22 protein-coding genes and 2 pseudogenes are annotated in these 20,826 nt (G+C 64.9%); 14 read left to right on the top strand and 10 right to left on the bottom strand.

Features of this window, described 5'->3' with window-relative positions:
• Window positions 1-113 precede the first annotated feature (113 nt).
• Window positions 114-299: a hypothetical protein gene (locus ON33_RS35555; protein ID WP_040863568.1), complete on the top strand. Its 186-nt coding sequence runs from the start codon at window positions 114-116 to the stop codon at window positions 297-299.
• A 13-nt stretch (window positions 300-312) separates the two neighbouring features.
• Here the strand turns inward: ON33_RS35555 and ON33_RS35550 are convergent, their stop codons facing one another.
• Window positions 313-771: an SRPBCC family protein gene (locus tag ON33_RS35550; RefSeq protein WP_040863567.1), complete on the bottom strand. Its 459-nt coding sequence runs from the start codon at window positions 769-771 to the stop codon at window positions 313-315.
• Between the two features lie 303 nt (window positions 772-1,074).
• Between ON33_RS35550 and ON33_RS35545 the strand changes: the two genes are divergently transcribed.
• Window positions 1,075-1,464 (top strand): RidA family protein, encoded by a 390-nt coding sequence (locus tag ON33_RS35545; RefSeq protein ID WP_040863566.1) that lies wholly within the window; start codon window positions 1,075-1,077, stop codon window positions 1,462-1,464.
• Between the two features lie 155 nt (window positions 1,465-1,619).
• Here the strand turns inward: ON33_RS35545 and ON33_RS35540 are convergent, their stop codons facing one another.
• Window positions 1,620-2,306: a lysophospholipid acyltransferase family protein gene (locus ON33_RS35540; protein ID WP_245551129.1), complete on the bottom strand. Its 687-nt coding sequence runs from the start codon at window positions 2,304-2,306 to the stop codon at window positions 1,620-1,622.
• Window positions 2,307-2,515: 209 nt separating this feature from the next.
• On the opposite strand from ON33_RS35540, the gene ON33_RS35535 reads away from it, so the two are divergent.
• From ON33_RS35535 to ON33_RS35505, 7 genes are all read left to right on the top strand, one after another.
• Window positions 2,516-2,749 (top strand): hypothetical protein, encoded by a 234-nt coding sequence (locus ON33_RS35535; RefSeq protein ID WP_040863564.1) that lies wholly within the window; start codon window positions 2,516-2,518, stop codon window positions 2,747-2,749.
• Between the two features lie 488 nt (window positions 2,750-3,237).
• Window positions 3,238-3,468, top strand: a complete 231-nt coding sequence (locus ON33_RS35530) for a hypothetical protein (RefSeq protein WP_040863563.1) — start codon at window positions 3,238-3,240, stop codon at window positions 3,466-3,468.
• Window positions 3,469-3,580: 112 nt separating this feature from the next.
• Complete coding sequence (locus ON33_RS35525) at window positions 3,581-4,207, top strand: hypothetical protein (protein WP_157184914.1); 627 nt, start codon at window positions 3,581-3,583, stop codon at window positions 4,205-4,207.
• Between the two features lie 202 nt (window positions 4,208-4,409).
• Window positions 4,410-4,811: an SCP2 sterol-binding domain-containing protein gene (locus ON33_RS35520; protein WP_040863561.1), complete on the top strand. Its 402-nt coding sequence runs from the start codon at window positions 4,410-4,412 to the stop codon at window positions 4,809-4,811.
• 21 nt (window positions 4,812-4,832) lie between these two features.
• Window positions 4,833-5,018, top strand: coding sequence for a ferredoxin (locus ON33_RS39190; RefSeq protein ID WP_245551162.1), 186 nt, complete (start codon window positions 4,833-4,835; stop codon window positions 5,016-5,018).
• A 238-nt stretch (window positions 5,019-5,256) separates the two neighbouring features.
• On the top strand, window positions 5,257-7,248 hold the full coding sequence (locus ON33_RS35510) for a DUF7064 domain-containing protein (protein ID WP_040863559.1): 1,992 nt from the start codon (window positions 5,257-5,259) through the stop codon (window positions 7,246-7,248).
• Window positions 7,249-7,253: 5 nt separating this feature from the next.
• On the top strand, window positions 7,254-8,525 hold the full coding sequence (locus tag ON33_RS35505) for a cytochrome P450 (RefSeq protein WP_040863558.1): 1,272 nt from the start codon (window positions 7,254-7,256) through the stop codon (window positions 8,523-8,525).
• A 96-nt stretch (window positions 8,526-8,621) separates the two neighbouring features.
• On the opposite strand, the gene ON33_RS35500 is transcribed toward ON33_RS35505, so the two are convergent.
• The gene (locus tag ON33_RS35500; RefSeq protein ID WP_040863557.1) at window positions 8,622-9,665 is read right to left on the bottom strand and encodes an LLM class F420-dependent oxidoreductase; all 1,044 of its coding nucleotides are present in this window, start codon (window positions 9,663-9,665) and stop codon (window positions 8,622-8,624) included.
• Window positions 9,665-10,498: an SDR family oxidoreductase gene (locus tag ON33_RS35495; protein ID WP_040863556.1), complete on the bottom strand. Its 834-nt coding sequence runs from the start codon at window positions 10,496-10,498 to the stop codon at window positions 9,665-9,667. Before ON33_RS35495 ends, ON33_RS35500 begins: the two co-directional genes overlap by 1 nt.
• A 168-nt stretch (window positions 10,499-10,666) precedes the next feature.
• Here ON33_RS35495 and ON33_RS35490 point away from each other — a divergent pair, with 168 nt between their 5' ends.
• On the top strand, window positions 10,667-11,284 hold the full coding sequence (locus ON33_RS35490; protein WP_063711158.1) for a TetR/AcrR family transcriptional regulator: 618 nt from the start codon (window positions 10,667-10,669) through the stop codon (window positions 11,282-11,284).
• Here the strand turns inward: ON33_RS35490 and ON33_RS35485 are convergent.
• Together ON33_RS35485 and ON33_RS35480 are read right to left on the bottom strand one after the other, a co-directional pair.
• On the bottom strand, window positions 11,242-12,654 hold the full coding sequence (locus ON33_RS35485) for an aldehyde dehydrogenase family protein (RefSeq protein WP_040863555.1): 1,413 nt from the start codon (window positions 12,652-12,654) through the stop codon (window positions 11,242-11,244). The two genes, ON33_RS35490 and ON33_RS35485, sit on opposite strands and share 43 nt — an antisense overlap.
• A 37-nt stretch (window positions 12,655-12,691) precedes the next feature.
• Window positions 12,692-13,666: a PDR/VanB family oxidoreductase gene (locus ON33_RS35480; protein WP_040863554.1), complete on the bottom strand. Its 975-nt coding sequence runs from the start codon at window positions 13,664-13,666 to the stop codon at window positions 12,692-12,694.
• A gap of 183 nt (window positions 13,667-13,849) precedes the next feature.
• Here ON33_RS35480 and ON33_RS35475 point away from each other — a divergent pair, with 183 nt between their 5' ends.
• On the top strand, window positions 13,850-15,385 hold the full coding sequence (locus ON33_RS35475) for an acyl-CoA synthetase (RefSeq protein ID WP_051153375.1): 1,536 nt from the start codon (window positions 13,850-13,852) through the stop codon (window positions 15,383-15,385).
• A 305-nt stretch (window positions 15,386-15,690) separates the two neighbouring features.
• Here ON33_RS35475 and ON33_RS35470 read toward each other — a convergent pair.
• Both ON33_RS35470 and ON33_RS35465 read right to left on the bottom strand, forming a co-directional pair.
• Window positions 15,691-16,872: pseudogene (locus tag ON33_RS35470) on the bottom strand (IS256 family transposase).
• A 234-nt stretch (window positions 16,873-17,106) separates the two neighbouring features.
• Entirely contained in the window at window positions 17,107-17,595 is a 489-nt protein-coding gene (locus ON33_RS35465; RefSeq protein WP_040863553.1) for a TY-Chap domain-containing protein, read from the bottom strand.
• Between the two features lie 63 nt (window positions 17,596-17,658).
• Between ON33_RS35465 and ON33_RS35460 the strand changes: the two are divergent.
• Both ON33_RS35460 and ON33_RS35455 read left to right on the top strand, forming a co-directional pair.
• Window positions 17,659-18,612 (top strand): annotated as a pseudogene (locus ON33_RS35460) (SDR family NAD(P)-dependent oxidoreductase).
• 339 nt (window positions 18,613-18,951) lie between these two features.
• Complete coding sequence (locus tag ON33_RS35455; protein ID WP_040863552.1) at window positions 18,952-19,287, top strand: hypothetical protein; 336 nt, start codon at window positions 18,952-18,954, stop codon at window positions 19,285-19,287.
• Window positions 19,288-19,595: 308 nt separating this feature from the next.
• Here the strand turns inward: ON33_RS35455 and ON33_RS35450 are convergent, their stop codons facing one another.
• Window positions 19,596-19,955 (bottom strand): recombinase family protein, encoded by a 360-nt coding sequence (locus ON33_RS35450; protein WP_505792646.1) that lies wholly within the window; start codon window positions 19,953-19,955, stop codon window positions 19,596-19,598.
• 217 nt (window positions 19,956-20,172) lie between these two features.
• Here ON33_RS35450 and ON33_RS42110 point away from each other — a divergent pair, with 217 nt between their 5' ends.
• Complete coding sequence (locus ON33_RS42110) at window positions 20,173-20,316, top strand: hypothetical protein (protein WP_157184912.1); 144 nt, start codon at window positions 20,173-20,175, stop codon at window positions 20,314-20,316.
• 63 nt (window positions 20,317-20,379) lie between these two features.
• On the opposite strand, the gene ON33_RS35445 is transcribed toward ON33_RS42110, so the two are convergent.
• A complete protein-coding gene (locus tag ON33_RS35445; protein WP_040863692.1) occupies window positions 20,380-20,673 on the bottom strand; it encodes a DUF1330 domain-containing protein in 294 nt (97 codons plus the stop codon).
• Window positions 20,674-20,826: the final 153 nt, after the last annotated feature.

Below are 20,826 nucleotides of genomic sequence, written 5' to 3'. Positions count from 1 at the left end.
GGTATCGGCGCGGGTGTCGCACTGCGGCGGACCGGGATCGAGAACTTCGTCCTCGTCGACAAGTACCCGAAGGTAGGTGGACCTGGCTGGCCAACACCCATCTCGTTGTAGCCATGGACATTCCGTCGCCGGTGTACAACTTCTCGTTCCAGCCGCGATCGCCATGGTCGCGGTTCTTCGCGCCCGGCGCGGAATTGCAGCGGTACGCCGAGGAGGTCGCCAACCGGCAGGGACGGCGCGGCAAGCTGCGGCTCGGATTCGGCGCCCCGGTGCGCGAACTTCAGGAAGCGGCCTGCTGAGGAGCCCGGCCGATCACTCCTCCTCGGCCAGTGCGGCCAGCCGATCCACGGATCCGCGCAGCATCTCCGAGGTGGTGGCCCGCGCCCGGACCAGGCGCTTCTCATCGGCGAGATTCGTCCAGTCGTAGGTGTGCGTCACGCGGGTCCGGTTGTCGTCCAACGGTTCCAGCTCCCACCGCCACAGGTGCCCGGGCGGCTGCGCCCCGGGCTCCGAAGGCAGCCAGGCGATCCGCCGTCCCTCCTCGAATTCGACGATCCGGTTCTCGCGGACCGCCCCCTGGGTGAGCGTCATCTCGAAGACGTCACCGACCGCCCCCACCCGCTGCCCGGTCTCCGCCCGCGCGAGATTGTCGTTGCCGTCCCAGCGGGGCTGCTGGGCCGGATCGGCGATCAATTCGAAGATCCGCTTCGCCCCGGCAGCCACCTCACGACCCGCCGACACCACTCGCCCGGACTCTGCACCGTCTTTCATGCCCCGATCGAACCACCCCGCCGGGCCGGCCGCTACCGCGATCCGGCCCGTGCCGTGTCAGCCACGGTCGGCGGGTGCCAGGCGAGGATCGCCACGCTGCTCACGCCCATCGGTACCCCGCCGGCGGCCCGCTGCATCCGGAACGGCTTGCGGCCCTGATGGATTGGGTGCGCGCTGCTGACGCGGCCTTCCGACCACGGTTTCGGCCCCGCACATTGGAGACCCTGCGCCATGTTCTGCCCGACCGCTGAGGCAGCCGCGCCTGCACGCTGCCTACCGTCCAGCCTTGTGCAGAATAGGACGATGACCGGTCGTCAGCTTGTTTCCTCAGGTGCCCAGTGGGAGCCGATCGTCGGCTATTCGCGCGCGGTTCGCGCCGGCCAATGGATCGCGGTGGCGGGCACCACCGCCGCGACCCCTGACGGCCCTCCCGTCGGTGGCGACGATATCGCCGAACAAACCCGTGAAGCCCTTCGTCGCATAGCCGCCGCTCTGGAAGAAGTCGGCGCCTGCCTCGAAAACGTCATCCGCACCAGAATCTTCGTCACCGACATCTCGCGCTGGGAAGAAGTAGGCAAGGCGCACGGCGAGGTTTTCGCCGACATCCGGCCCGCCGCCACGATGGTCGAAATCTCCCAGCTCATCGACCCGTCGCTACTGGTCGAAATAGAGGCCGACGCAATCCTCCCCTAGCCCTTCCCGCACAGCCGGATTCAGGAATCGATCGGATCATCCGGCGTGGGGACGGGGGGCCGCTACCTCGGCTTGGACTTCGATATGGAGTTCGGCGCGTCGCGAGGCCGGGTCCCACATGCCGACCGGACCCTCGCCACAGCCGAAGCCGTCGGTCAATGCGTTTGCAGGGCTTCGATTTGCCGGCGGAGGTGGTCCAGGAGTTTCTCGAAATCATCGAAATCGGCGAGGTCGATCGGGGCACCGAAGTGGATCGTCACCGGGTGGCGGCGATTGAACATACGGCCTTCGGCAGCGCGGCGCATGGGGAGGACTTTGTCGGTGCCGGTGGTGCCCACCGGAATGATGGGCACGCCGGTCGCCAGCGCGAGATTGGCCACGCCGGGTTTGTAGGGCTCGTGGTCACCGGGCGGGACCAGGCGGCCTTCCGGATAGATGATGAGAACCCCGCCGTGATGGAGGATTTGCTCGGCCTGTGCTATGGCATTGCGCCCGGAGTCGGGATCGCGGCGAATCACCGGAATCTGGCCCAGCCGACGGACAAGCCGGCCGACAACTGGCCACGACCACAGTTCGGCCATGGCAATGGCGATGGCACGGCGGCGGAGCGCGCCCCACAGGAAAACCGCGTCGAGCATGGAGATGTGGTTGCTCGCGATGATGACGGGGCCGGTCTTCGGGATCCGGTCGCGGCCGATCACGGTGACGTGGACGAAGTTCGACCATGCCAGCGTGCGGAGAATGCGTCGGACGAGGTGCGTTGCCACCCAGGCTCGCTTGCCCAGCCCTTTGGGGCGTCGCGCTTCGGTATTCATCGTTCTCCCACATGGACCGTCCGGCAATGGTTTTCATCTTTACCGGGCGGCAGTGTGCGCGCCACCGCAGAACTACTCAGAAGCCGAATCGAGGCAGGTCATAGCAGATTGCTATAGCGATATTTCGGGCGTAGCCTGGAGATTGCTGTACTCACAGCAGAATCGCAAAGGAATTCAGCAAAGAGCCGAGTTCTGCCATGACTGGAAACTGGTGGCGTAACACCGTTTTGTCCCAATTGTCCCGATCGCCGGCGAATGCGGCGGTTATCTTCCTCTCCCTGGAGGACGGTACCAAGGTCATCACCTTCCCGAGACTCAACTGGGGAATCGTGGCGGCCGCCTCCGCCGCGGTGCTCGGATTCGCCATCGCGATCATGCTGTTGGTGTGTAACGCGCACTTCGACGATCCGCAGACGCCGGTGCCGACCTCGCCCGCCTCGTGCGAGCCGTTCTGCGTCGCTCCGACGTGATCACCGGTCGGGGAAATGAAGATGAAAACCGTTCCCCTGGAATCCGATTCGACCTCCGGCCTGCGTGGTGCAGCGTCGCGGCCGATGTCCGGTACGGCGATCGCGGCAGCGAAGGACGCGGGACACCCTGCAGGGAACCATGATTCGTGGGCCGACGCCCGCGACCCAAGCCCTCGCCAGACTCCGTTGCTTATAGTTACTTGCTATGCTTGATCGGGAGGCGTCGAAGGAGTGGGCTCCGGCCTCGACGACGCCGCACAGTCGAGCGTGTAACGGAGAGGTTCGCGAGAGAATCCCGAAAGCTCTACGGCGCGATTCGGATTCGCCGAGCATGTGATAGCGGCTCAGCCCGAGATCCCGAGGTGGGTCATGTGGCTGTACTAGCGCAACCCATTCATGTGAGTGTGTTGGGAACCCCAATCTGACGCGCAATCAGACAGCTTGTTCACTCCCTATTCGGCCGACCGGCGTATCGAAGGAGTGTGGCCATGCCTGAAGGTGACGATGTCTACCTGACGATCGCTGAAGCCCTCCCTTACGGCGACTACGTCTCTACGGCGTACAACATCGTCGACGGGATCCTGAACTTCGGGAAAGAGAGCAAAGAAGAGCAAGCGATCCGTGAACTCGGAGAGCGTGTCGCTCATCTTGAGCAGTTTGTCACAGACCAGGACAAGTGTCGGTGCCAGTACAGGTCTCCCGCACTATCGATGCGGTAGAACACGCCGGAGCCACCGCCGAACACGGTCGGGTAGTCCGGCCATTTCTTGACGACGCTCGTGGTGTTGCCGAACGTCCCGTTGCCGTCCCCGACGTCCAGGTGGGACGCGAATGAAAGCGACTGCGACTGGTACACGAAGGGAGGCAGGGGTTGTTGTAGGTGTCGACCGTGTAGAACGTTCCGTTTCCGCCGTTGACGTGGCGACGGTCCTCGCCGGGATGGATCAACGCGTCCGGCGGCTTCACTCGCTGAGGACCCGTCCATCCTGCGGGTCTCTCGGCGACGTTGTCTTCGCGGTACCAGTCGACGGCGCCGTCGGTGGAGAAGGCGTAGACGACGACGTCCTGCGCGCCGAACACTTCGGTGAAGTTCTGCCAGCCGGTCCCCACGACATCGCCGACGGGTGTCACCTTGGGAGGTTCGACGAGTGCGGTCGTTGTCTCGGAGTTGATAGCGGCGCAGGATCCCGCTCGGCTCGATCGCGTACAGCGTCAGCTCGTACATGGGATGACGCGCAGGGTGAACATGGAGTTGATCCGCCGAACACTGGGACGACCTGCGATATCGCCACCGGCCACCTGTTCGCGCCCCCCGCGCCCGGGACCGGCCCCGAGCTGGACGACAGCTGGTTCGAACGCGGGATCGCCGCCCGCTGGCGTAGCAAGGAGGTCTTCGACGAGCTCGACGATTTGCTCGACCGTGTCGACGCCATCACCGCACGCTACGGCATCGACTGATCCACGCAGCGGCGTGGCGAGCCGCGGGGGGCGTCTGCGTGGTCGGGCAGGCTCGGCCACCGGTCAGGGAGCCGCTGCGACGCCATCGGTCGCGGAATGGGAGCTGGTGATTACGAGGAGTCCGCAATCTTGTCGATCCCGCCGCCCGCCTAATGTAAGGTAACTTATAGTACGTCTCAACGAACGAGGAGGTTGAGGCCGGATGGCCTTTCAGAACAGTGCGGAAGTCGAGCGTTTCATCGGTGGGGTGTTCTCCGCTGCGTTCGCCGATCCTGAGATCGGTCCGAAGCTGCGCAATACCGGGTTGGTACTTCGTTTCGCGTTCACCGAACCTGATGCCGATCTTGTGGTGGATATGGTCGGTCAGACCGTCGGCGGCGGCGAGGGGCAACCGGCGCCGCATGCGACGATGCGCATGACTGCCGACACTGGCAGCGCCTTCTGGCAGGGCAAAGTCAACTTGCCTCTCGCGATGGCGCGGCGTTCGATCGTGGTCGAGGGCAATATCGCGAGCCTGCTCAAGCTCGCCCCGTTGAGCAAGCGCATGTTCCCCGTCTATATCGCCTCGCTGAAGGAGGCCGGACGCAATGACCTTCTCGTCTGAGGGAGAACAGCGTTGAAGATCGTGGTTAATCGAGCGACCTGCATGGGTATGGGCGCCTGCGAGGCTGCGGACCCCGCTCGATTTGAGGTCGGTCATCAGGGGGAGCTGATTATTCTCGCGGCCGAATTCGACGAGTCGCGGCGCGAGCAGATCGAGCGCTGTGTCCGGTCGTGCCCGACCGGATCGCTATCGATCGCCGACGACTGATTCGCGGATCAGCATCCCGGGCGGGTGACCCCGCTCTGTCCGCCACAGCCGAACCCGGTCGATGACAGTCGAATGTTCGGCCCCGCAGTCCCCGACCGGCACAACGTGACCAGGTCCCCACGCGGGGCCGGAACATGTACGCGGCGAGGTGCCGATCGAACCCTCGACGGGCGACTCGGAATTCCGACACGCACTCGGCGGAAGTGCACACATGAACTAGTAGTCAAGGAACACATACATGCCCCAACTGCCTGTGACCGACACCGGGTTGCTGATCAAGACGCCGGAGGGAATCACCGGCGACTGGCTGGCGGGGGTCCTCGCTCTGGACTCCGCGGACATCACCGGAGTCGAGCGGATCGGCACCGGCCAGATGAGCCAGAACTACCGCGTCGAGTTCACCCACGATGCCGGCGGTGGTTCCGTGGTCGTCAAGGTCGCCTCCGACGACGACGGCAGCAGGGCGACCGGTGTCGGTATGGGTGCCTATTTCCGTGAGATCGCTTTCTACCGGGAGCTCGGTGGACGTCTCGGTGGCTCTCTTCCCAGATGTCACCTGGCGGTCTACGACCAGGCCGAAGGATGGTTCACCCTGGTCTTGGAGGACATCGCGGACGCGGCAGCAGGTGACCAGATCGCCGGATGCGCCCCGGCAACGGCACATACCGCGGTGCGGGAACTCGCTCGTCTGCACGCGCCCGTTTTCAACGACGTCGCGGTCGGAACGGCCGACTACCTCAATCTCGAGACGCCCATCAACCAGACGTTGATGGCGGCGCTGCTGCCGGGCTTCCTCGACCGGTACGCCGATCGGATCAGTGCCGAGCAGGCCGCGATCTGTGGCGCGTACGTCGCGGTCGCCGACGCGCATACGGCCGACCGGCGCCCCCCGCTCGGGCTCGTCCACGGCGATTTCCGGCTCGACAACCTGCTTTTCGCCGGCGACCGATGCACGGTCGTGGATTGGCAGACCATGACCTGGGGACCGGTGATGCTCGATGCTGCCTACTTCCTCGGCGGCGCGCTGGAGCCGGACGTGCGCAAGGAGCACGAACACGACATAGTGCGCACCTACTACGACGAGCTGATGGCCCAGGGCGTCACCAATTTCACCTGGGAACAATGCTGGGAAGAGTACCGGCGCCAAACCTTCTGGGCGCTGGCGATGATCATCGTTCCGGCCATGGTCGTGGTCCGCACCGACCGCGGTGACGACATGTTCATGGCACTGCTCGAGCGGGTCTGCCGCCAGATCTCCGATCTCGGCGCGCTGGAACTGCTGCCCGATCAGGGCAGCGCCCCGGCGCCGCTGCAGCCGGATGCCGCCGACGAGCGTCCGCACAGCACCGGCAGCGAACCGCTGTGGAACGAGAGCTGGTACTTCGACGCCGTCACCGACAATGCCGACACCGGTGTCTACGCCCGTCTCGGCCGACTCCCCAATCAGGACGAATCGCTGGTCACCGTGTCCGTCGTCCGAGCCGGCCGCCCGGCTGTCATGCTCGTGGACGCGCACGCGCCAATGCCGGCCGGCGACGGGGAACGGCAGATCGTCGAGGGGCCGGGATACCGCGTCGAACTCGGCTGCGACGAGCCGCTGCGGTCCTATCGTGTCGTTGTCCGCGGCCGCGGCGAATCGTTCGACGACCACTCTGCGCCGCTGCGCGGCGAGGCCGGCGACCCGATCGATGTCGAGTTCGACCTCACCTGGACCACCGAAGGGGTGCCCTACGCCTGGCGCGCCTCCACGCGCTACGAGATCCCTTGCCGCGTCACCGGCAGTGTCCGAGTCGGCGACGAGACCTTCCGGCTCGACGCGGTGGGCCAGCGCGACCACTCCTGGGGTTCCCGCGACTGGTGGGCCAACGACTGGATGTGGAACGCCTTCCACCTGCAGGACGGCACCCACACCCACGCGGTGACGATCCCGCAACTGCCCGGGTTCGCGGTCGGTTACGTCCAGAAGAACGGGCAAGTCACCGAGCTCACCGGGGGCACCACCGAACAGGACATCGCAGACAACGGGCTCATCACCGAGGCGACCATGGCGGCCGCACCCGGTCCGCAGTCCCTCGCTATCGAACCCATCGCGTGGGGGGCGTTGCGGATGCTCGCTCCCGACGGCCGGGTGGCGTACTTCCCACGAGCCATGGCAAAGGTCCGGACCTGCGACGGCATCGAGGGCGTCGGCTGGATCGAGTGGAACATCAACCAAGAGCAAGGAGCGTAAGTTCGATGGAACCGAATGTGAACGGAGAGCGCGAGTTCGATCCGGTGAACGTGTCCAGTCGCGCGTTCTGGGCGCTATCGCCACAAGAGCGGGACAAGTCCTTCGCCGATCTTCGGCGTCGTAGTCCGGTGAGCTGGCAGCCGCCGGTGGACAGTGTCATCGCGGTACCGGAAATTCCCGGTTACTGGGCGGTGGTCACCCACGACTTGATCCGGCAGGTCTCGATGGATGCCGAGACCTATTGCTCGGGTGAGGGCGTCCAACTCGAGGACATTCCCAGCGACGTGCTCGAGGCGGCGTCGTCGTTCCTGGCGATGGACGGCGAGCGTCATCAGCGGCTGCGGAAGCTGATGAGCTCGGCGTTCACTCCTCGCCAGGTCACCAAGATCGAGGATCGTATCCGGGATCGGGCAATCACGATCGTCGACGACTTCCTGGTGGTGAGGGAGGGCGACTTCGTCGAGCATGTGTCCAAGCAGATGCCGATGAACACCTTCTACGACATCGCGGGATTGCCGCCGGAGTACCGGGACGAGGCCGCACACCATGCCGACGTGCTGGCCGGCTGGAACGACCCGGATATCACCCAGGGCCGCGAGCCCGGCGAAGTCATGAGCGAAGCGCTGGTCGGGAACCTGACGCTTGGCCTGCAGTTCGCGGAGATGACCAAGCAGTGTCCACGGGACGACGTCTGGACCAACCTGGTCCAGGCGGAGGTGGATGGCCGACCCCTCACCGAGGACGAACTGGCGTCGATGTTCGTGCTGATGTCCTTCGCCGGCAACGACACCACGCGGTCGACCATCAGCCTCGGGACCAAGGTCTTCCTCGAGAATCGCGACCAGCTTGCCTACCTCATGGAGGACTTCGAAGGACGCATCGACGCCGCCGTGGAGGAAGTCGTTCGCTGGGTCACCCCTGTGATGACCTTCCGGCGCACGGCGACCCGCGACACGGTGCTGGGCGGGCAGCAGATCCGCAAGGGCGACTGGGTCGTGATGTTCTATTCATCCGGGAACCGGGACGAGACGGTCTTCGACAACCCGTGGCAATTCGACATCAGCCGAAACCCCAACGGCCACGTAGGGTTCGGCGGCGGAGGCCCGCACTTCTGCCTCGGCAGCTTCCTGGCCCGCAAGATGCTGAGGCACATGTTCGATCAGCTGTTCCACCGGATCCCGAACCTCGAACTCGGCGAGCCGGAACTGTTGGTCGGTAACTTCGCAGGGGCGGTGAAAGGCATGCGCGCGAGCACCGGATGCCCCATCGCGCACTGACACGACCGCACACTGACGGGGCAACGGCGGGCCGGGACGATGATTGTCCCGGCCCGCCGTTGTCGTTCGCTACGGAGACGGCCGCATCGAAGCGGCTCAGCCCGTCATCTCACACAGTTGGCGCACCTGGTCGACCTTCGCTTCGGGCGAGCCCGCCAGCGGATTCACCAGCAGTGTAGTCACGCCCGCGGCGGAGAACTTGGCGACCTGTGTGGCGATCTCGCCCGGCGTGCCGATCAGTGACACCGCACGCACCAGCTCTTCCGGAACTGCGGCAGCCGCCTCGGACTTCCTGCCCGCCAGGTACAGGCTCGAAATTTTCTGGGCCGCCGCATCGAAGCCATAGCGCCGGGTGAGCTGGTTGTAGAAGTTCTTTTCCGGTGCGCCCATGCCACCTATGTAGAGTGCGAGCTGCGCCCGCACCGCGCCCAGCACGCCGGTGGTGGCATTGCCCACGAAGAACGGGACCTGGAGCATCACATCCAAGGGGCCCAGGGCTGGGTCGCGCTCTGCGAAGCCGGCCCGTAGTGCATCGCCCCACACCTTGTCACTGTAACCCGGGTGAAAGAACAACGGTTGCCAGGACTCCGCGATCTCTGCGGCCAAGGCTACGTTCTTCGGTCCCAAGGCGGCCACCGACACCGGGATGCGCGCCCGCACCGGATGGTTGATCAGCTTCAACGGCTTCCCCAGACCGGTTCCTCCCGCACCGGGGGGTAGCGGAATCCGGTAGTGGCGTCCTTCGAACCGAACCACCTCGCGGGCCCAGACGCGACGGCAGATTTCGACGATCTCGCGTGTGCGTCCCAGCGGCGCGTCATAGGGCACGCCGTGAAAGCCCTCCACGACCTGCGGACCTGAGGCGCCGATCCCGAGTGTGAATCGGCCCTTCGAGACCTTATCGAGGCCCGCGGCGGTCATCGCTGTCAGCGTCGGAGTCCGGGAGAACAGTTGCAGGATAGAAGTGCACAGTTCAATCGTGCTGCTGCGTGCCGCCAGGTAGCCAACCATGCTTACGGCGTCGAACGAATAGGCTTCAGCGACACTGACGAGACCGAGACCTGCCTGCTCGTAGGCCGGCAGTAATTCAGCGGCTTCCTCGAACCCGCCCGAGTAATCGATGATCAGTCCGACGCGCATCAGGAGTTCTCGACCCGGGCGTCGTAGGCGGCGCGCGCTGAGTGATCGATCGTCAGGAAGGTGTCGTAGGCGCCTGTCCGCCGGTTGAACACGTCGCGGATGTGGCGACCGAGGAGCGGCTGCGTTTTCAGCAGCGGGCCGAGGACACGGGGCACGAACACGTCCTTGCGCCCTGTCTCGACCGCTTCCGCAATCGCCTCGGCGACCTCGGACGGCTCGACGTTGCGAATCAGCTTCAGGCCCGCCGTTCCCGACACCAGCTCAGTGTTGGTGAAAGCCGGCATGACGCAGCTGAAACGGATCCGGTCGGAACCGAACTCGACCCGGGCCGCTTCGGTCGCGTGGATGATCGCAGCCTTCTCCGCACAGTAGGTGACCCCGCCCGGGATCGGGGCCAAGCCGGCGGTGGAGGCAACGTTGACCAGATGACCGTGTCCCTGCGCGACGAACCGCCGCAGCGCCAGCCGCATACCGGTGAGCACGCCGAGGACATTGATCTGCAACGACCGCGCTTCGGTCTGAGCCGACAACTCCAGGAACGGCCCGATGGGCATTACCCCGGCATTGTTGACGAGGACGTCGATGCCGCCGAGGCTACTTTCCGCCTTTCCGACGAAGGTGTCGAACGAGGCGACATCGGTGACATCCAGAGGCAGCGCGATCGTGCCGGCCCCGAGGCGCTCGGCACTCGCTTCGGCCGCGTCCAGATCGATGTCGCCGATCACGACCCGCGCGCCTCGGGTGAGGAACACGTGCGCGGTGGCTAGGCCGATGCCTCGCCCCGCTCCGGTGATGACGACGCGCTTGCTGCGCAGACTATGGCTGGTGGGCATGAGATTCCTCCACATCGTGCTACTGCAACAAATGAACTATAAGTTACATTACATTGGCTATGGATAGTCCCGTGCGTCCTCCGGGCCCGGCCGGTGCCTCACATCGAACATAACGGCGCCTACACTTCACTCGGATTTTCTCGACCGGCCGTTCAAGGGAAAGGGCATATGCGCCAGCTCGTCACCCGCGAGGACTACTTCGATACCGCCCTGCGGATTCTCGGCACCGACGGAGCGGGACGGTTGAAGATCAACGAGATGTGCCGCGCCCTCCAGGTCACCACAGGCTCGTTCTACGGCTATTTCGGTTCTTTCGACGGGTTCGTCACCGAGTTCCTCGCCTATTGGGAACAGTCTCAGACCGACCGGATCGTCGCGTTGTCGAACGTGCCGGAGGATCCGGTCGCTCGAATCCGCACCATGAAGAAGCTCTCGGCGACACTTCCCCATGCGGCCGAGGCGGCAATCCGGTCCTGGGCCCACACCAACCCCGTCGTCGCTGACGCGCAGAAGCGCGTGGACGAACGGCGTCTGAAAGCGGTGACCGAGCTGCTGCGGCCGGCCGTCCGCACCCGCGCCGAGGCCCACCGCCTGGCTATCATGGCGATCACCTTGCTGGTAGGACTGCAGCAGTGGCGATCGCCTGTCACGACCAAGGACTTCAACGTTGTCTTCGACGAGTTGGAGCGCGTCGTCATGGCGCGACTGGAATCGCTCGCGCGGGATCCGGCGCCTGAGACCGATCAGAAGATCCGTCGGAGCAAGCGCTCCGCCAGCCTGCCGTAAGGCGGATAGACGATTCGCGGGTCGATAGTGGTCGGCCGATCGAGATTCGCTTTCCGGTGGCTGAAGGTCTCGAAACCCCATTTGCCGTGGTAAGCCCCCATACCAGAGTTGCCCACGCCACCAAAGGGCAGCGCGGGTGTTAACACGTGCATCGCGATGTGGTTGGCGACCACCGCGCCCGCCGAGACGGCGGTGCGAAAACGGCGGCGCAGCGCACCGGACTCGGTGAATACGTAGGCCGCCAGCGGCTTCGGGCCGCGACGAATATATGCCAGCGCGGCGTCGAACGACGAGATCGGGACGATCGGAAGCAGCGGACCGAAGATCTCTTCGGTCATCAAAGCCGATCCCAGGTCGGGCGACTCGATGATCGTCAGGTCCGCTCGGGCATGTTCGGCATCGATACGGCCGCCCTGGAGAATGCGGCCGCCGTGACCGTCGAGCAGACCCTGCAATCGGGCGGCGTGGCGCGAATTCACGATCGGCAGTTGCTTGCCGCCGTCGCCGTTCGGGCTCATGTCCCTCACCGCCGTCGCCAGCTCGCGCTCGAAATCGGCGAGCACCGAGTCCGCGACCAAGAGGTAGTCCGGCGCGACGCAGGTCTGACCCGAGTTCATGAGCTTCGTCCACGCGATACGGCGCGCGGCGACTTGCAGATTCGCATCCTCGGCCACCACGACCGGGCATTTGCCTCCGAGTTCGAGAACGACCGGCGTGAGATAGGGAGCCGCGGCGGCCATCACGGCTTTTCCGACCTCGGGTCCCCCGGTGAAGAAAGCGAGGTCCACTCCCTGTGCCAGGACGTCCCGCGTGACGTCCGGCCCGCCTTCGAGCACCGCGAACGCGTCGGGATCCAGGTGCTCTGCCACCAGTTCCACCAGCACTCGCGCCGTCTCCGGTGCGTGTTCCGAGGGCTTGATCACCGCGCAGTTACCCGCCGCGATGGCGGCGACCAGAGGTCCGAGTGCCAGGTAGATCGGGTAGTTCCACGGCGCGATGAGGAAGGTGACGCCGAGGGGCTCGTACTCGTACCATGCTCGCCCGGGGAACTGGGCAAGCGGAAGATGGACGCGGGCCGGCTTCGTCCATGACCTCAGGCGCTTGCGCGCGTACCTCGCCTCGGCGGCAGTGGGGGCGATATCCCCGAGAAAGGTGTCAGTCGGGGGCCTGCCGAGATCCGAGGCGAGGGCTGCTGCGATCTGGGCCTCCCCGGACGTCAGGAGACGCTCCAGAGCCGTCAGCTGTTCCAGTCGCCAGCGCAGCGGCCGGGTCTTCCCGGAAGTGAAGGTCGCCTGTAGTCGTGCGACCGCCGCTTCGGGTGTGACATCGCGAGCGGGTGTGTGCGGGTTGTGGTGAGTGTGGGTCGACATCGGAGTCTTTCGGGTCGGGTACGGCCGGGGCGGCCGATCAGAGGTCGAGGACGAGACGAGCTGATTTGGATCGGGAGACGCACGGCAGGAAGGCGCCTTCGGCGTGGTCTTCCTCTGACAGCACGGAGTCGCGGTGATCGGGCTCGCCGTCGCGGAGCTGCGTCTCGCATGTACCGCAGACACCCTCGCTGCAGGACCGCGGCACGAAGATGCCGGCCTTCGTCGCTACATCGAGGATGCTGGTTCCCGCGGGCACCGTCTCGGTGATCCCGGAGCGTGCGAAGACCACCTGGAACTCGTTGTCCTGCACATCGACTCGGTTTTTGGGTGCGAACCGCTCCGTCCTGAGACTGCAGGCGGGCCAGTGCGCCGTAGCAACCTCGATCGCAGCCAATAGGGCTTCCGGACCGCAGCAATAGATCAGCGTGCCGGTATCTACGGTGGCGAATTCCGAACGGAGGTCGAGCAGTCCGCATGTGTCCTGCGGCCACAGGCGAACCCGATCCGGAAACTCGTCGGCGAGGTCCCGGGCATAGGCCATCGACCGCAGCGTGCGGCCCCCGTAGAGCAGGCGCCAGTCGGCGTTCTCGGCGGCCGCCTGCCGCACCATCGGCACGAGCGGGGTGATGCCGATGCCGCCTGCGACGAATACGTACCTCGAAGCATCGGTTAGCGGGAAGTGGTTGCGCGGGCCCTGGACCTCGACCGCGTCGCCGACCGCCAGGTTGTCACATGCCAGGACGGATCCTCCGCGGCCCTCGGCCTCACGCAGGATCGCCACAGTGAAGCTGTGCCGATCCTCGGGCGAACCGCACAGCGAGTATTGGCGCACATGGGGGCCGAGCACGAGATCGATGTGCGCCCCTGGCGTCCACACCGGCAGGTCGGCTTCGTATTCGAGAACCAGCTCGACTACGCTCTCGGCGATCTGAGCACGTGCCGCGACTCGCATGATTCGCACCTCGCCGGTTGGTGCCCCGGTATTTGTCCCACCGGAAACGATCGCCGTCATGGAACCTCCTTCAGTCGTAACCCTGGTTGTGTCAGGCCGATCGGACCTTGCGGAATCCGCGCCGGGACCCGAAGATAATATAAGTCATATTACATCTGACGTCGGAGGGTCCGACCGCAACCGCGAACGCAATTGACGGGTTTGCCTCGTCGGTCCTGAAACTCACCGGAGGAAGTAGTCCGCATGTACCCAGGCGTCCACGCAGCCATCTACCCGGCCAAGCCGGCCGTAATCACGGCCGAAACGGGTCGAACGCTGACCTATGCCGAGCTCGAGACACGGAGCGCGCAGCTCGCGTACGCGCTGTACGAACTCGGTCTGCGGCAGGGTGACGTGGTCGGAATGCTCAGCGACAACGCGCCCGAATGTCTGGAGATCTACTGGGCCGCGCTTCGATCGGGCATCTATCTCACCGCGATCAATCATCATCTGAGCGTCGACGAGGTGGCTTTCATCGCCACCGACAGCGATGCCAAGGTTCTCATCGCCTCGGCTGGTGTCGTCCTGTTGGCGGAGCGCGTTCTGGACCGGCTCCCGCAGATCGAGCACCGTTTCGTCTTCGGCGGCTCGGCCCAGGGGTACGCCGACTACGAGGAGCTTCTCGCCGGTGCGGGCATGAACCGGTTGCGCGACCAGCCACGCGGTAGCGACATGCTGTATTCCTCCGGTACGACCGGGCGTCCCAAGGGCGTCAAACCGCCGCTGCTTCCGATCCAGGTCGACGAGCCGGGTGACCCGCTGACGATGCTGGCCGGAGCGGCCTTCGGCTTCGGCCCTGACGATGTCTACCTATCGCCTGCGCCGATCTACCACGCCGCGCCGCTGCGCTGGTGCGGGGCGACCCATGCCCACGGCGGCACCGTCGTCCTCATGGAGAAGTTCGACGCCAAAGGCGCCTTGCGCGCGATCCAGGACTACAAGGTCACGGTCACCCAGATGGTGCCGACGATGTTCGTGCGGCTGCTCCAACTCGGAGACCTCCGAGACTCCTACGACACCTCCAGTCTGCGGCTGGCGGTCCACGCGGCAGCCCCGTGTCCGCCCGACGTCAAGCGGCAGATGATCGACTGGTGGGGACCGATCCTGGTGGAGTACTACTCCTCGACCGAGGCCAACGGCCTGACTCTCATCACGTCGGCCGAATGGCTCGAGCGGCCGGGATCGGTGGGCCGCAGCATGTTCGGGCCGGTGCACATCTGCGACGACAACGGCGCGGAGCTGCCCGACGGCGAAGTCGGCACCGTCTATTTCGAACGTGAGGTCAGGCCGTTCGAGTATCACAAGGACCCGGAGAAGACCCGCGCCGCCGAGCATCCCGAGCACGACAATTGGACAACCGTCGGGGATATCGGTTTCGTTGAGGACGGCTACCTGTACCTGACCGACCGCAAATCCTTCATGATCATCAGCGGCGGCGTCAACATCTACCCGCAGGAAACCGAGAACATCCTCACCCTGCATCCGGCCGTTTTCGACGTCGCGGTGATCGGCATCCCGCATCCGGAGATGGGTGAACAGGTCAAAGCCGTCGTCCAGCTCAAGGAGGGTGTCGACGCCACACCCGCCCTCGCGGACGAACTCATCGCGCATGTCCGCGAACGCATCGCCCATTACAAGGTCCCCAGGACGCTGGACTTTGTCGACGACTTACCGCGCACGCCCACCGGCAAACTGGTCAAGCGCATGCTCCAGCAGCGCTACGCGGAGAGCGGTCGTTGAACGGTCGTCCACCTCGAGGCCGCCACCCCCATCGGAGACCGCGCCGATCTGCCGGATCTCGCGCATCGGCTTTCGGACTCCTAACAGAGTGAAAGGGTGGCCAGTCGACCCGCGACGACATCCACGAGGCATCCCTCAGCCTCGCCCGGAGCCGGAATCAGCCAGATGGTGCCGTCCTCGGCTCGGACGCTGCGATACAGCCCGGTGGGTCGGGTGACACCGAACTCGGCGGCGATCTGGCCGACGGGGGTCAAGTCCCAGGGCGTGGTGTAACTCGGGTGGTCACCGCATGATCCGGTGTTCGGTCAGGCGGTGAGTTCTGCTGGTGCGGTGTCGTCCTGTTCGTCGGCGGAGGTGAGCCCGCGGGAGCGGGCCACAACGTCCAGGCCGAGGTAGCGGCGGTCTTCGATCCATTCGTCGTGCTGGCCGGCGAGCACGGCGCCGACCAGGCGGATGATCGAGCCGCGGTCGGGGAAGATCCCGACGACGTCGGTGCGACGGCGGATCTCTTTGTTCAGCCGTTCCTGCGGATTGTTGCTCCAAATCTGTCGCCAGATCTGTTTCGGGAACGCGGTGAACGCCAGCAGGTCCGCGCGGGCTGTGTCGAGGTGGTCGGCGACCTTCGGCAGCTTCTCTGCCAGGGCGCCGAGCATCCGATCATATTGGGCGGCAACCGATTCAGTGTCTGCTTGATCGAACACCGAATGCAACAGAGTGCGCACCCACGGCCAGGACGATTTCGGGCAGACGCTCATCAGGTTCACGGTGTAGTGGGTGCGGCAACGCTGCCAGCTCGCGCCCGGCAGCGTCGCCCCGATCGCCGCGACGAGCCCGGCATGGGCGTCGGAGGTGACCAGTACGACGCCGGACAGGCCGCGCGCGACCAGGTCGCGGAAGAACGCCAGCCAACCGGCCCCGTCTTCACCGGAAGTCACTTGGACGCCGAGGATTTCGCGGTAGCCGTCGGCGTTGACACCGGTGGCGATCAGGCAGTGAACGTTCACAACACGCCCGTTCTCGCGGACCTTCAGCACCAGCGCGTCCGCGGCGACGAACGTATATGGGCCTTGGTCGAGTGGGCGGGTGCGGAACGCCTCGACCTGAGCGTCGAGATCGCGGGCCATCATCGACACCTACGACTTGGAAAGGCTTGTGATGCCCAAGGATTCGACGAGTTTCTCCATCCGCCTCGTCCAGACGCCGAGCAGATAGCAGGTGGCGACCACCGAGGTCAGGGCCCGTTCGGCGCGTTTGCGGCGTTCGAGCAGCCAATCCGGGAAATAGCTGCCGGACCGTAGTTTCGGGATCGCCACGTCGATCGTGCCGACGCGGGCGTCGAAGTCGCGGTGGCGGTAGCCGTTGCGGTGGTTGACGCGCTCGTCGCTGCGTTCGCCGTAGCCGGCGCCGCAGGCGGCGTCGGCCTCGGCGCTCATCAGGGTCTGCACGAAACTCGACACCATGGCGCGCAGCAGGTCCGCGCCGGCCATCGCCAATTATTCGGCGAAGGGCTTGGCAGGGTCGATAGGCTGGAGACTGGTCATCGCGTGGTCTTCTTCCTTCGGAGCGACTTGGTAGGTCTTCTGAAGGATCACGCGGTGGCCACCCTGCTGTCCGGGGATTACGACAGACTCAACAACCGATCGCTGCTGCTACACCACGCTATTGGACGCAACCGGTAGCGGCTACGGCGTGCGCCGGATCCGGGCGCGACGCAAGAACCTTCACGCAATACCGAGTAGCTTGGGCTGCTTCCTTCGTGGCATGCGAGCGAGTCGGATCGATTGGTAGGGCCGGGGGACGCGGGTCAGGCCCAGCACTTCGACCGGGAAGACTTGGGAGAGGCCGTCTCGCCAGGCTTGGACTTGCAGATCGGTGGGGGCGGGGACGGACAGGGTTGCCGACAGGACATGGATGACAGCGTCCAGGTTGGTGTAGTCGTCGGAGGACGAAGGCGGGTAGAGGTCCTTTGCCCAATTCACCGTGCCGTTGTCCGGCGGTTTCGACCAGCCGCGGGCGCGCATGAGGGCTTCCTGTTCCGCGGACATTCGGTATGGCGGGTCCAGGTAGCGGTTGGATCTGCCTCGCAACATTTCGCCGGGCGAGGTGACAATTTGGGCGTATCTGTTTCCGGTCGCCTGGAGGGTCAGGTAGGCGTGAGCGGCGACCGATGCTCGCGCGAGTGGGCCCGCACTGTACGCGGCCAGAAGCATGGTAGAACGGGTTCTAGTATTCGCGGTCGGGTGGCGCGGAACGCGCTTTTTGGAGGGGAACGCATGACATCGACCAGCAGTACAGGCTCCGGTCAGCGGGTGATCGGCTCCGGGTTCGTCGCGACGAGTACGGCGGCGGAGGTGCTCGAGGGTATCGATCTGACGGGACGCACGGCCATCGTCACGGGCGGATATTCGGGCATCGGGCTGCAAACAACAAAGGCGTTGTCCGATGCCGGAGTTCGGGTGATGGTGCCGGCGCGGCGGCCTGAGCAGGCCGCCGACGCGGTTCGAGACCTCGACAGGGTGGAGGTCGACGAAATGGACCTCGCCGATCTCGACAGTGTCGCCGCCTTCACCTAGCGATTCCTGGCCACCGGGCGGGCCGTCGACATCCTCGTCGGAAATGCCGGTGTCATGGCATGCCCGGAAACCCGTGTCGGACCGGGATGGGAGGCACAGTTCGCCATCAACCACCTCGGACACTACGCGCTTGTCAACCGGCTCTGGCCAGCGATCGCCTCCGGAGGACGGATCGTATCGGTTTCATCGCGGGGGCACTTCGCCGCCGGAATCCACTGGGACGATCTGCATTTCGAGCACGGATACGACAAGTGGCAAGCCTACGGCCAGGCCAAGACCGCCAACAGCCTGTTCGCGGTGCACCTCGACTGCCTCGCCGAAAGCCAAGGAGTGCACGCTTTTTCGGTTCATCCTGGCAGTATCGCCACTAATCTCGCGCGGCATCTCGATACCGACGAGTTGGTCGCGCAGGCAAAGGCGGGTGCTTTTATCGATTTCAAGACTCCGGAGCAGGGTGCGGCAACACAACTCTGGGCCGCGACGAACGACAAACTCGACGCCCTGGGTGGGCTCTATTGTGAAGACTGCGATGTAGCCGAACTGGCAACCGGAGACCGGCGTACCGGGGTCAAACCGTATGCCGTCGACCCCGAACAAGCCGCCCGGTTGTGGGCTGTTTCTGCTGAACTGACCGGGGTGGATGCCTTCCGGTAGGTACGGGCGAATCCGAGGGGCCGGACCCGGCACCGGTTGCGTCGGTCGGGTTGTGGTGCACCGCGCCGAAAGCGACTTCACCGCCCGGGCTCGATATGGAGCCGTCCGGGCCGACTCACCCCGACCGGCATCCTCGCCGTCTTGGTAATCCTCACCCGAACGGCCAGGGGACGAACCATCGAAAGGCACTCAATTCGGCAGTTGCGGACGTTCCGCCGACCTCGGATCGGCACGGCCACTTGATCTTCCGATGCCCCGCGCTGGCCGGTTCGGTCAGCGCGGTATGCGGCATGTCCGTACGTTTCCTCGGTAGTGGCCGATAGCCGTAATACTGGTCGGATGAGGTGGATTCGCGACTACTACGCGGACGAGGACATCTGGCTCCTGATCGAACTCGATGACGATGGCCGGCCGAACCGGCAGGTCGATCTTCGAGGTGCTGACGGTGGTCCGGTCACGGCCGCGTCGCTCGCGGAGGTAATGCATGCACGAGACCACGGGGGCATTGCTGCAGTTCAGGCATATGAAGGCAAATACGGTGTCCTCGCGGAGAGCAGCGCCGACGATTGGGACGTCGAGGGAAGTGCCCTCGACGAAATGACGGCTGAGGAATTCGAAACCGCCTGGACGATGGCTCGTCAGGCAATCGAGCACCGATGGTTTACACGTAGCTGAATAGGTCTTCGGGCAACAAAAGCCGCTCGGTCATCGGCATAGAGCGTTTGCAAACGGCATTGCCGCTGCAGAGGTTTCGACGCCGAACGCAGCCGCTCCAGCAATCTCGGACGGCACGGCGTCACACCGGCATGTCGGCACATGGGGTCCAGTGACGCGGAAAGTCGCGCTAAGCGTTTCGGCTGGTGATTCCCGACTCAGGGGTCGTGATTGATCATGACGACGGCCTCGGGGAGCAATGGAACAGTGGTTGGCGTTGAGCATTGACCGACGTCATGGACGCCGTTGACGGCGGGCGTTCCCGCCGGTTACCCGTGCTTGTCCGGTTCGGCGTCGGCGAAGGCGCGGTACAGCGAGGCGACAGAGGGATGTCGCCCGGCGTTCTTGCCGGTCTTGATCGTGATCTTCTTGGCGATCTCGGGCACGGGGACGCCCTTGTCCTTAAGCGCCTGCGCGAACGTCGGCATGTCTTCGTCGATGACCTTGGGGCGTCCGCCGTGGTTGCCTTTCGCCGCGGCGGTGGCTTGGCCTTCGAGAGTCTTCTCGCGGATGTAGTTGCGTTCGATCTGGGCTGCGGCGGCCAGGACGGCGAAGAACATGGCGCCCATGCCGTTCGGGTCGTGGATGCCGGTGAGCGGGTCGGTGAGCAGTGCGCCGTCCTGGCGCAGCCAGGCGCGCCCCTGGGCTACTTCAACAACAGCGAAACCGCAGATCGAAACCCCTCGAAAGAGGTCTTGAACTGCGGTTCTTCAAACTGTATATCAGTACTCTGAGTAGCCCCGACGGGGCACACGGCAGATGGATGCAGGATGCGCCCCTGGTCATCGAAGCCTTGTGTTCGCTGGACCGATCTGTCGTGTGAGAAGCGGTTCGCTTCGGGCGAGAGTGAGTTTCGTCGACGAGGTCAGCGAGACAGTCCAGCTGGCCCGGACCTCGCGTCGCTTCTTCGATCCGCCCGACAGGGATCAGGCCGTCGAGGACGTCGACGACGAACTGAGACGGGGGCATGGCTTCGAACTCGTCTCGTGAGTCGTCGTTCAGCACCGTGTGCGTATCAGGTGACGGATGCTCAGCGATGGCTGGGCCCGCCGGTCAGTCGATGCCTTCGATGATGCGGAAGTCGCGCTCGACGCCGTCGGGGAGGGCCACCAGCGCCTTCTGGTATGCCTCGCTCTCGTATGCCGCGACGGCCTGTTCAAAGCTGTCGAACTCGATCAGAACGACGCGTTGCGTGATTCCGGCCTCGTGGGCGACGACTCGACCGCCACGGGACAGGACGCGCCCGCCCCCAGCGTGGACAGCCGGACGGGCCAGCTTGTTGTAGGCAGTCAGCCTCTCAGGGTCGGAAATGGCGGGGTAGACACTGACCCAGTAGCCCTTAGCCATGGAAACCTCCTGTGTTCGGCCGGACACGTCCGACTTCGAATTGACACTCAGATCGATCGATCCCGGCGACGGGTACCGCGGTCAGTTGAATCGTCATATGCGCAGGTTAGGGCTTGATGTGTGGTCGAGGGAAAGACCGGGACGGGATAGGCT

It is taken from the genome of Nocardia niigatensis NBRC 100131, assembly GCF_000308655.1.
Lineage (GTDB): Bacteria > Actinomycetota > Actinomycetes > Mycobacteriales > Mycobacteriaceae > Nocardia > Nocardia niigatensis.
This window is presented reverse-complemented; position numbering and strand designations above follow the sequence as displayed.

Bases quoted from the DNA above. Each gene is read 5' to 3' on its own strand.
- ON33_RS35525 (WP_157184914.1), top strand. From the start codon at position 3,581: ATGAAAGCGACTGCGACTGGTACACGAAGGGAGGCAGGGGTTGTTGTA.
- ON33_RS35490 (WP_063711158.1), top strand. From the start codon at position 10,667: ATGCGCCAGCTCGTCACCCGCGAGGACTACTTCGATACCGCCCTGCGG.
- ON33_RS35530 (WP_040863563.1), top strand. From the start codon at position 3,238: ATGCCTGAAGGTGACGATGTCTACCTGACGATCGCTGAAGCCCTCCCT.
- ON33_RS35510 (WP_040863559.1), top strand. From the start codon at position 5,257: ATGCCCCAACTGCCTGTGACCGACACCGGGTTGCTGATCAAGACGCCG.
- ON33_RS35545 (WP_040863566.1), top strand. From the start codon at position 1,075: ATGACCGGTCGTCAGCTTGTTTCCTCAGGTGCCCAGTGGGAGCCGATC.
- ON33_RS35485 (WP_040863555.1), bottom strand. From the start codon at position 12,654: ATGTCGACCCACACTCACCACAACCCGCACACACCCGCTCGCGATGTC.
- ON33_RS35495 (WP_040863556.1), bottom strand. From the start codon at position 10,498: ATGCCCACCAGCCATAGTCTGCGCAGCAAGCGCGTCGTCATCACCGGA.
- ON33_RS35520 (WP_040863561.1), top strand. From the start codon at position 4,410: ATGGCCTTTCAGAACAGTGCGGAAGTCGAGCGTTTCATCGGTGGGGTG.
- ON33_RS35465 (WP_040863553.1), bottom strand. From the start codon at position 17,595: ATGCTTCTGGCCGCGTACAGTGCGGGCCCACTCGCGCGAGCATCGGTC.
- ON33_RS35550 (WP_040863567.1), bottom strand. From the start codon at position 771: ATGAAAGACGGTGCAGAGTCCGGGCGAGTGGTGTCGGCGGGTCGTGAG.
- ON33_RS35455 (WP_040863552.1), top strand. From the start codon at position 18,952: ATGAGGTGGATTCGCGACTACTACGCGGACGAGGACATCTGGCTCCTG.
- ON33_RS35445 (WP_040863692.1), bottom strand. From the start codon at position 20,673: ATGGCTAAGGGCTACTGGGTCAGTGTCTACCCCGCCATTTCCGACCCT.
- ON33_RS35555 (WP_040863568.1), top strand. From the start codon at position 114: ATGGACATTCCGTCGCCGGTGTACAACTTCTCGTTCCAGCCGCGATCG.
- ON33_RS35475 (WP_051153375.1), top strand. From the start codon at position 13,850: ATGTACCCAGGCGTCCACGCAGCCATCTACCCGGCCAAGCCGGCCGTA.
- ON33_RS35480 (WP_040863554.1), bottom strand. From the start codon at position 13,666: ATGACGGCGATCGTTTCCGGTGGGACAAATACCGGGGCACCAACCGGC.
- ON33_RS35500 (WP_040863557.1), bottom strand. From the start codon at position 9,665: ATGCGCGTCGGACTGATCATCGATTACTCGGGCGGGTTCGAGGAAGCC.
- ON33_RS35505 (WP_040863558.1), top strand. From the start codon at position 7,254: ATGGAACCGAATGTGAACGGAGAGCGCGAGTTCGATCCGGTGAACGTG.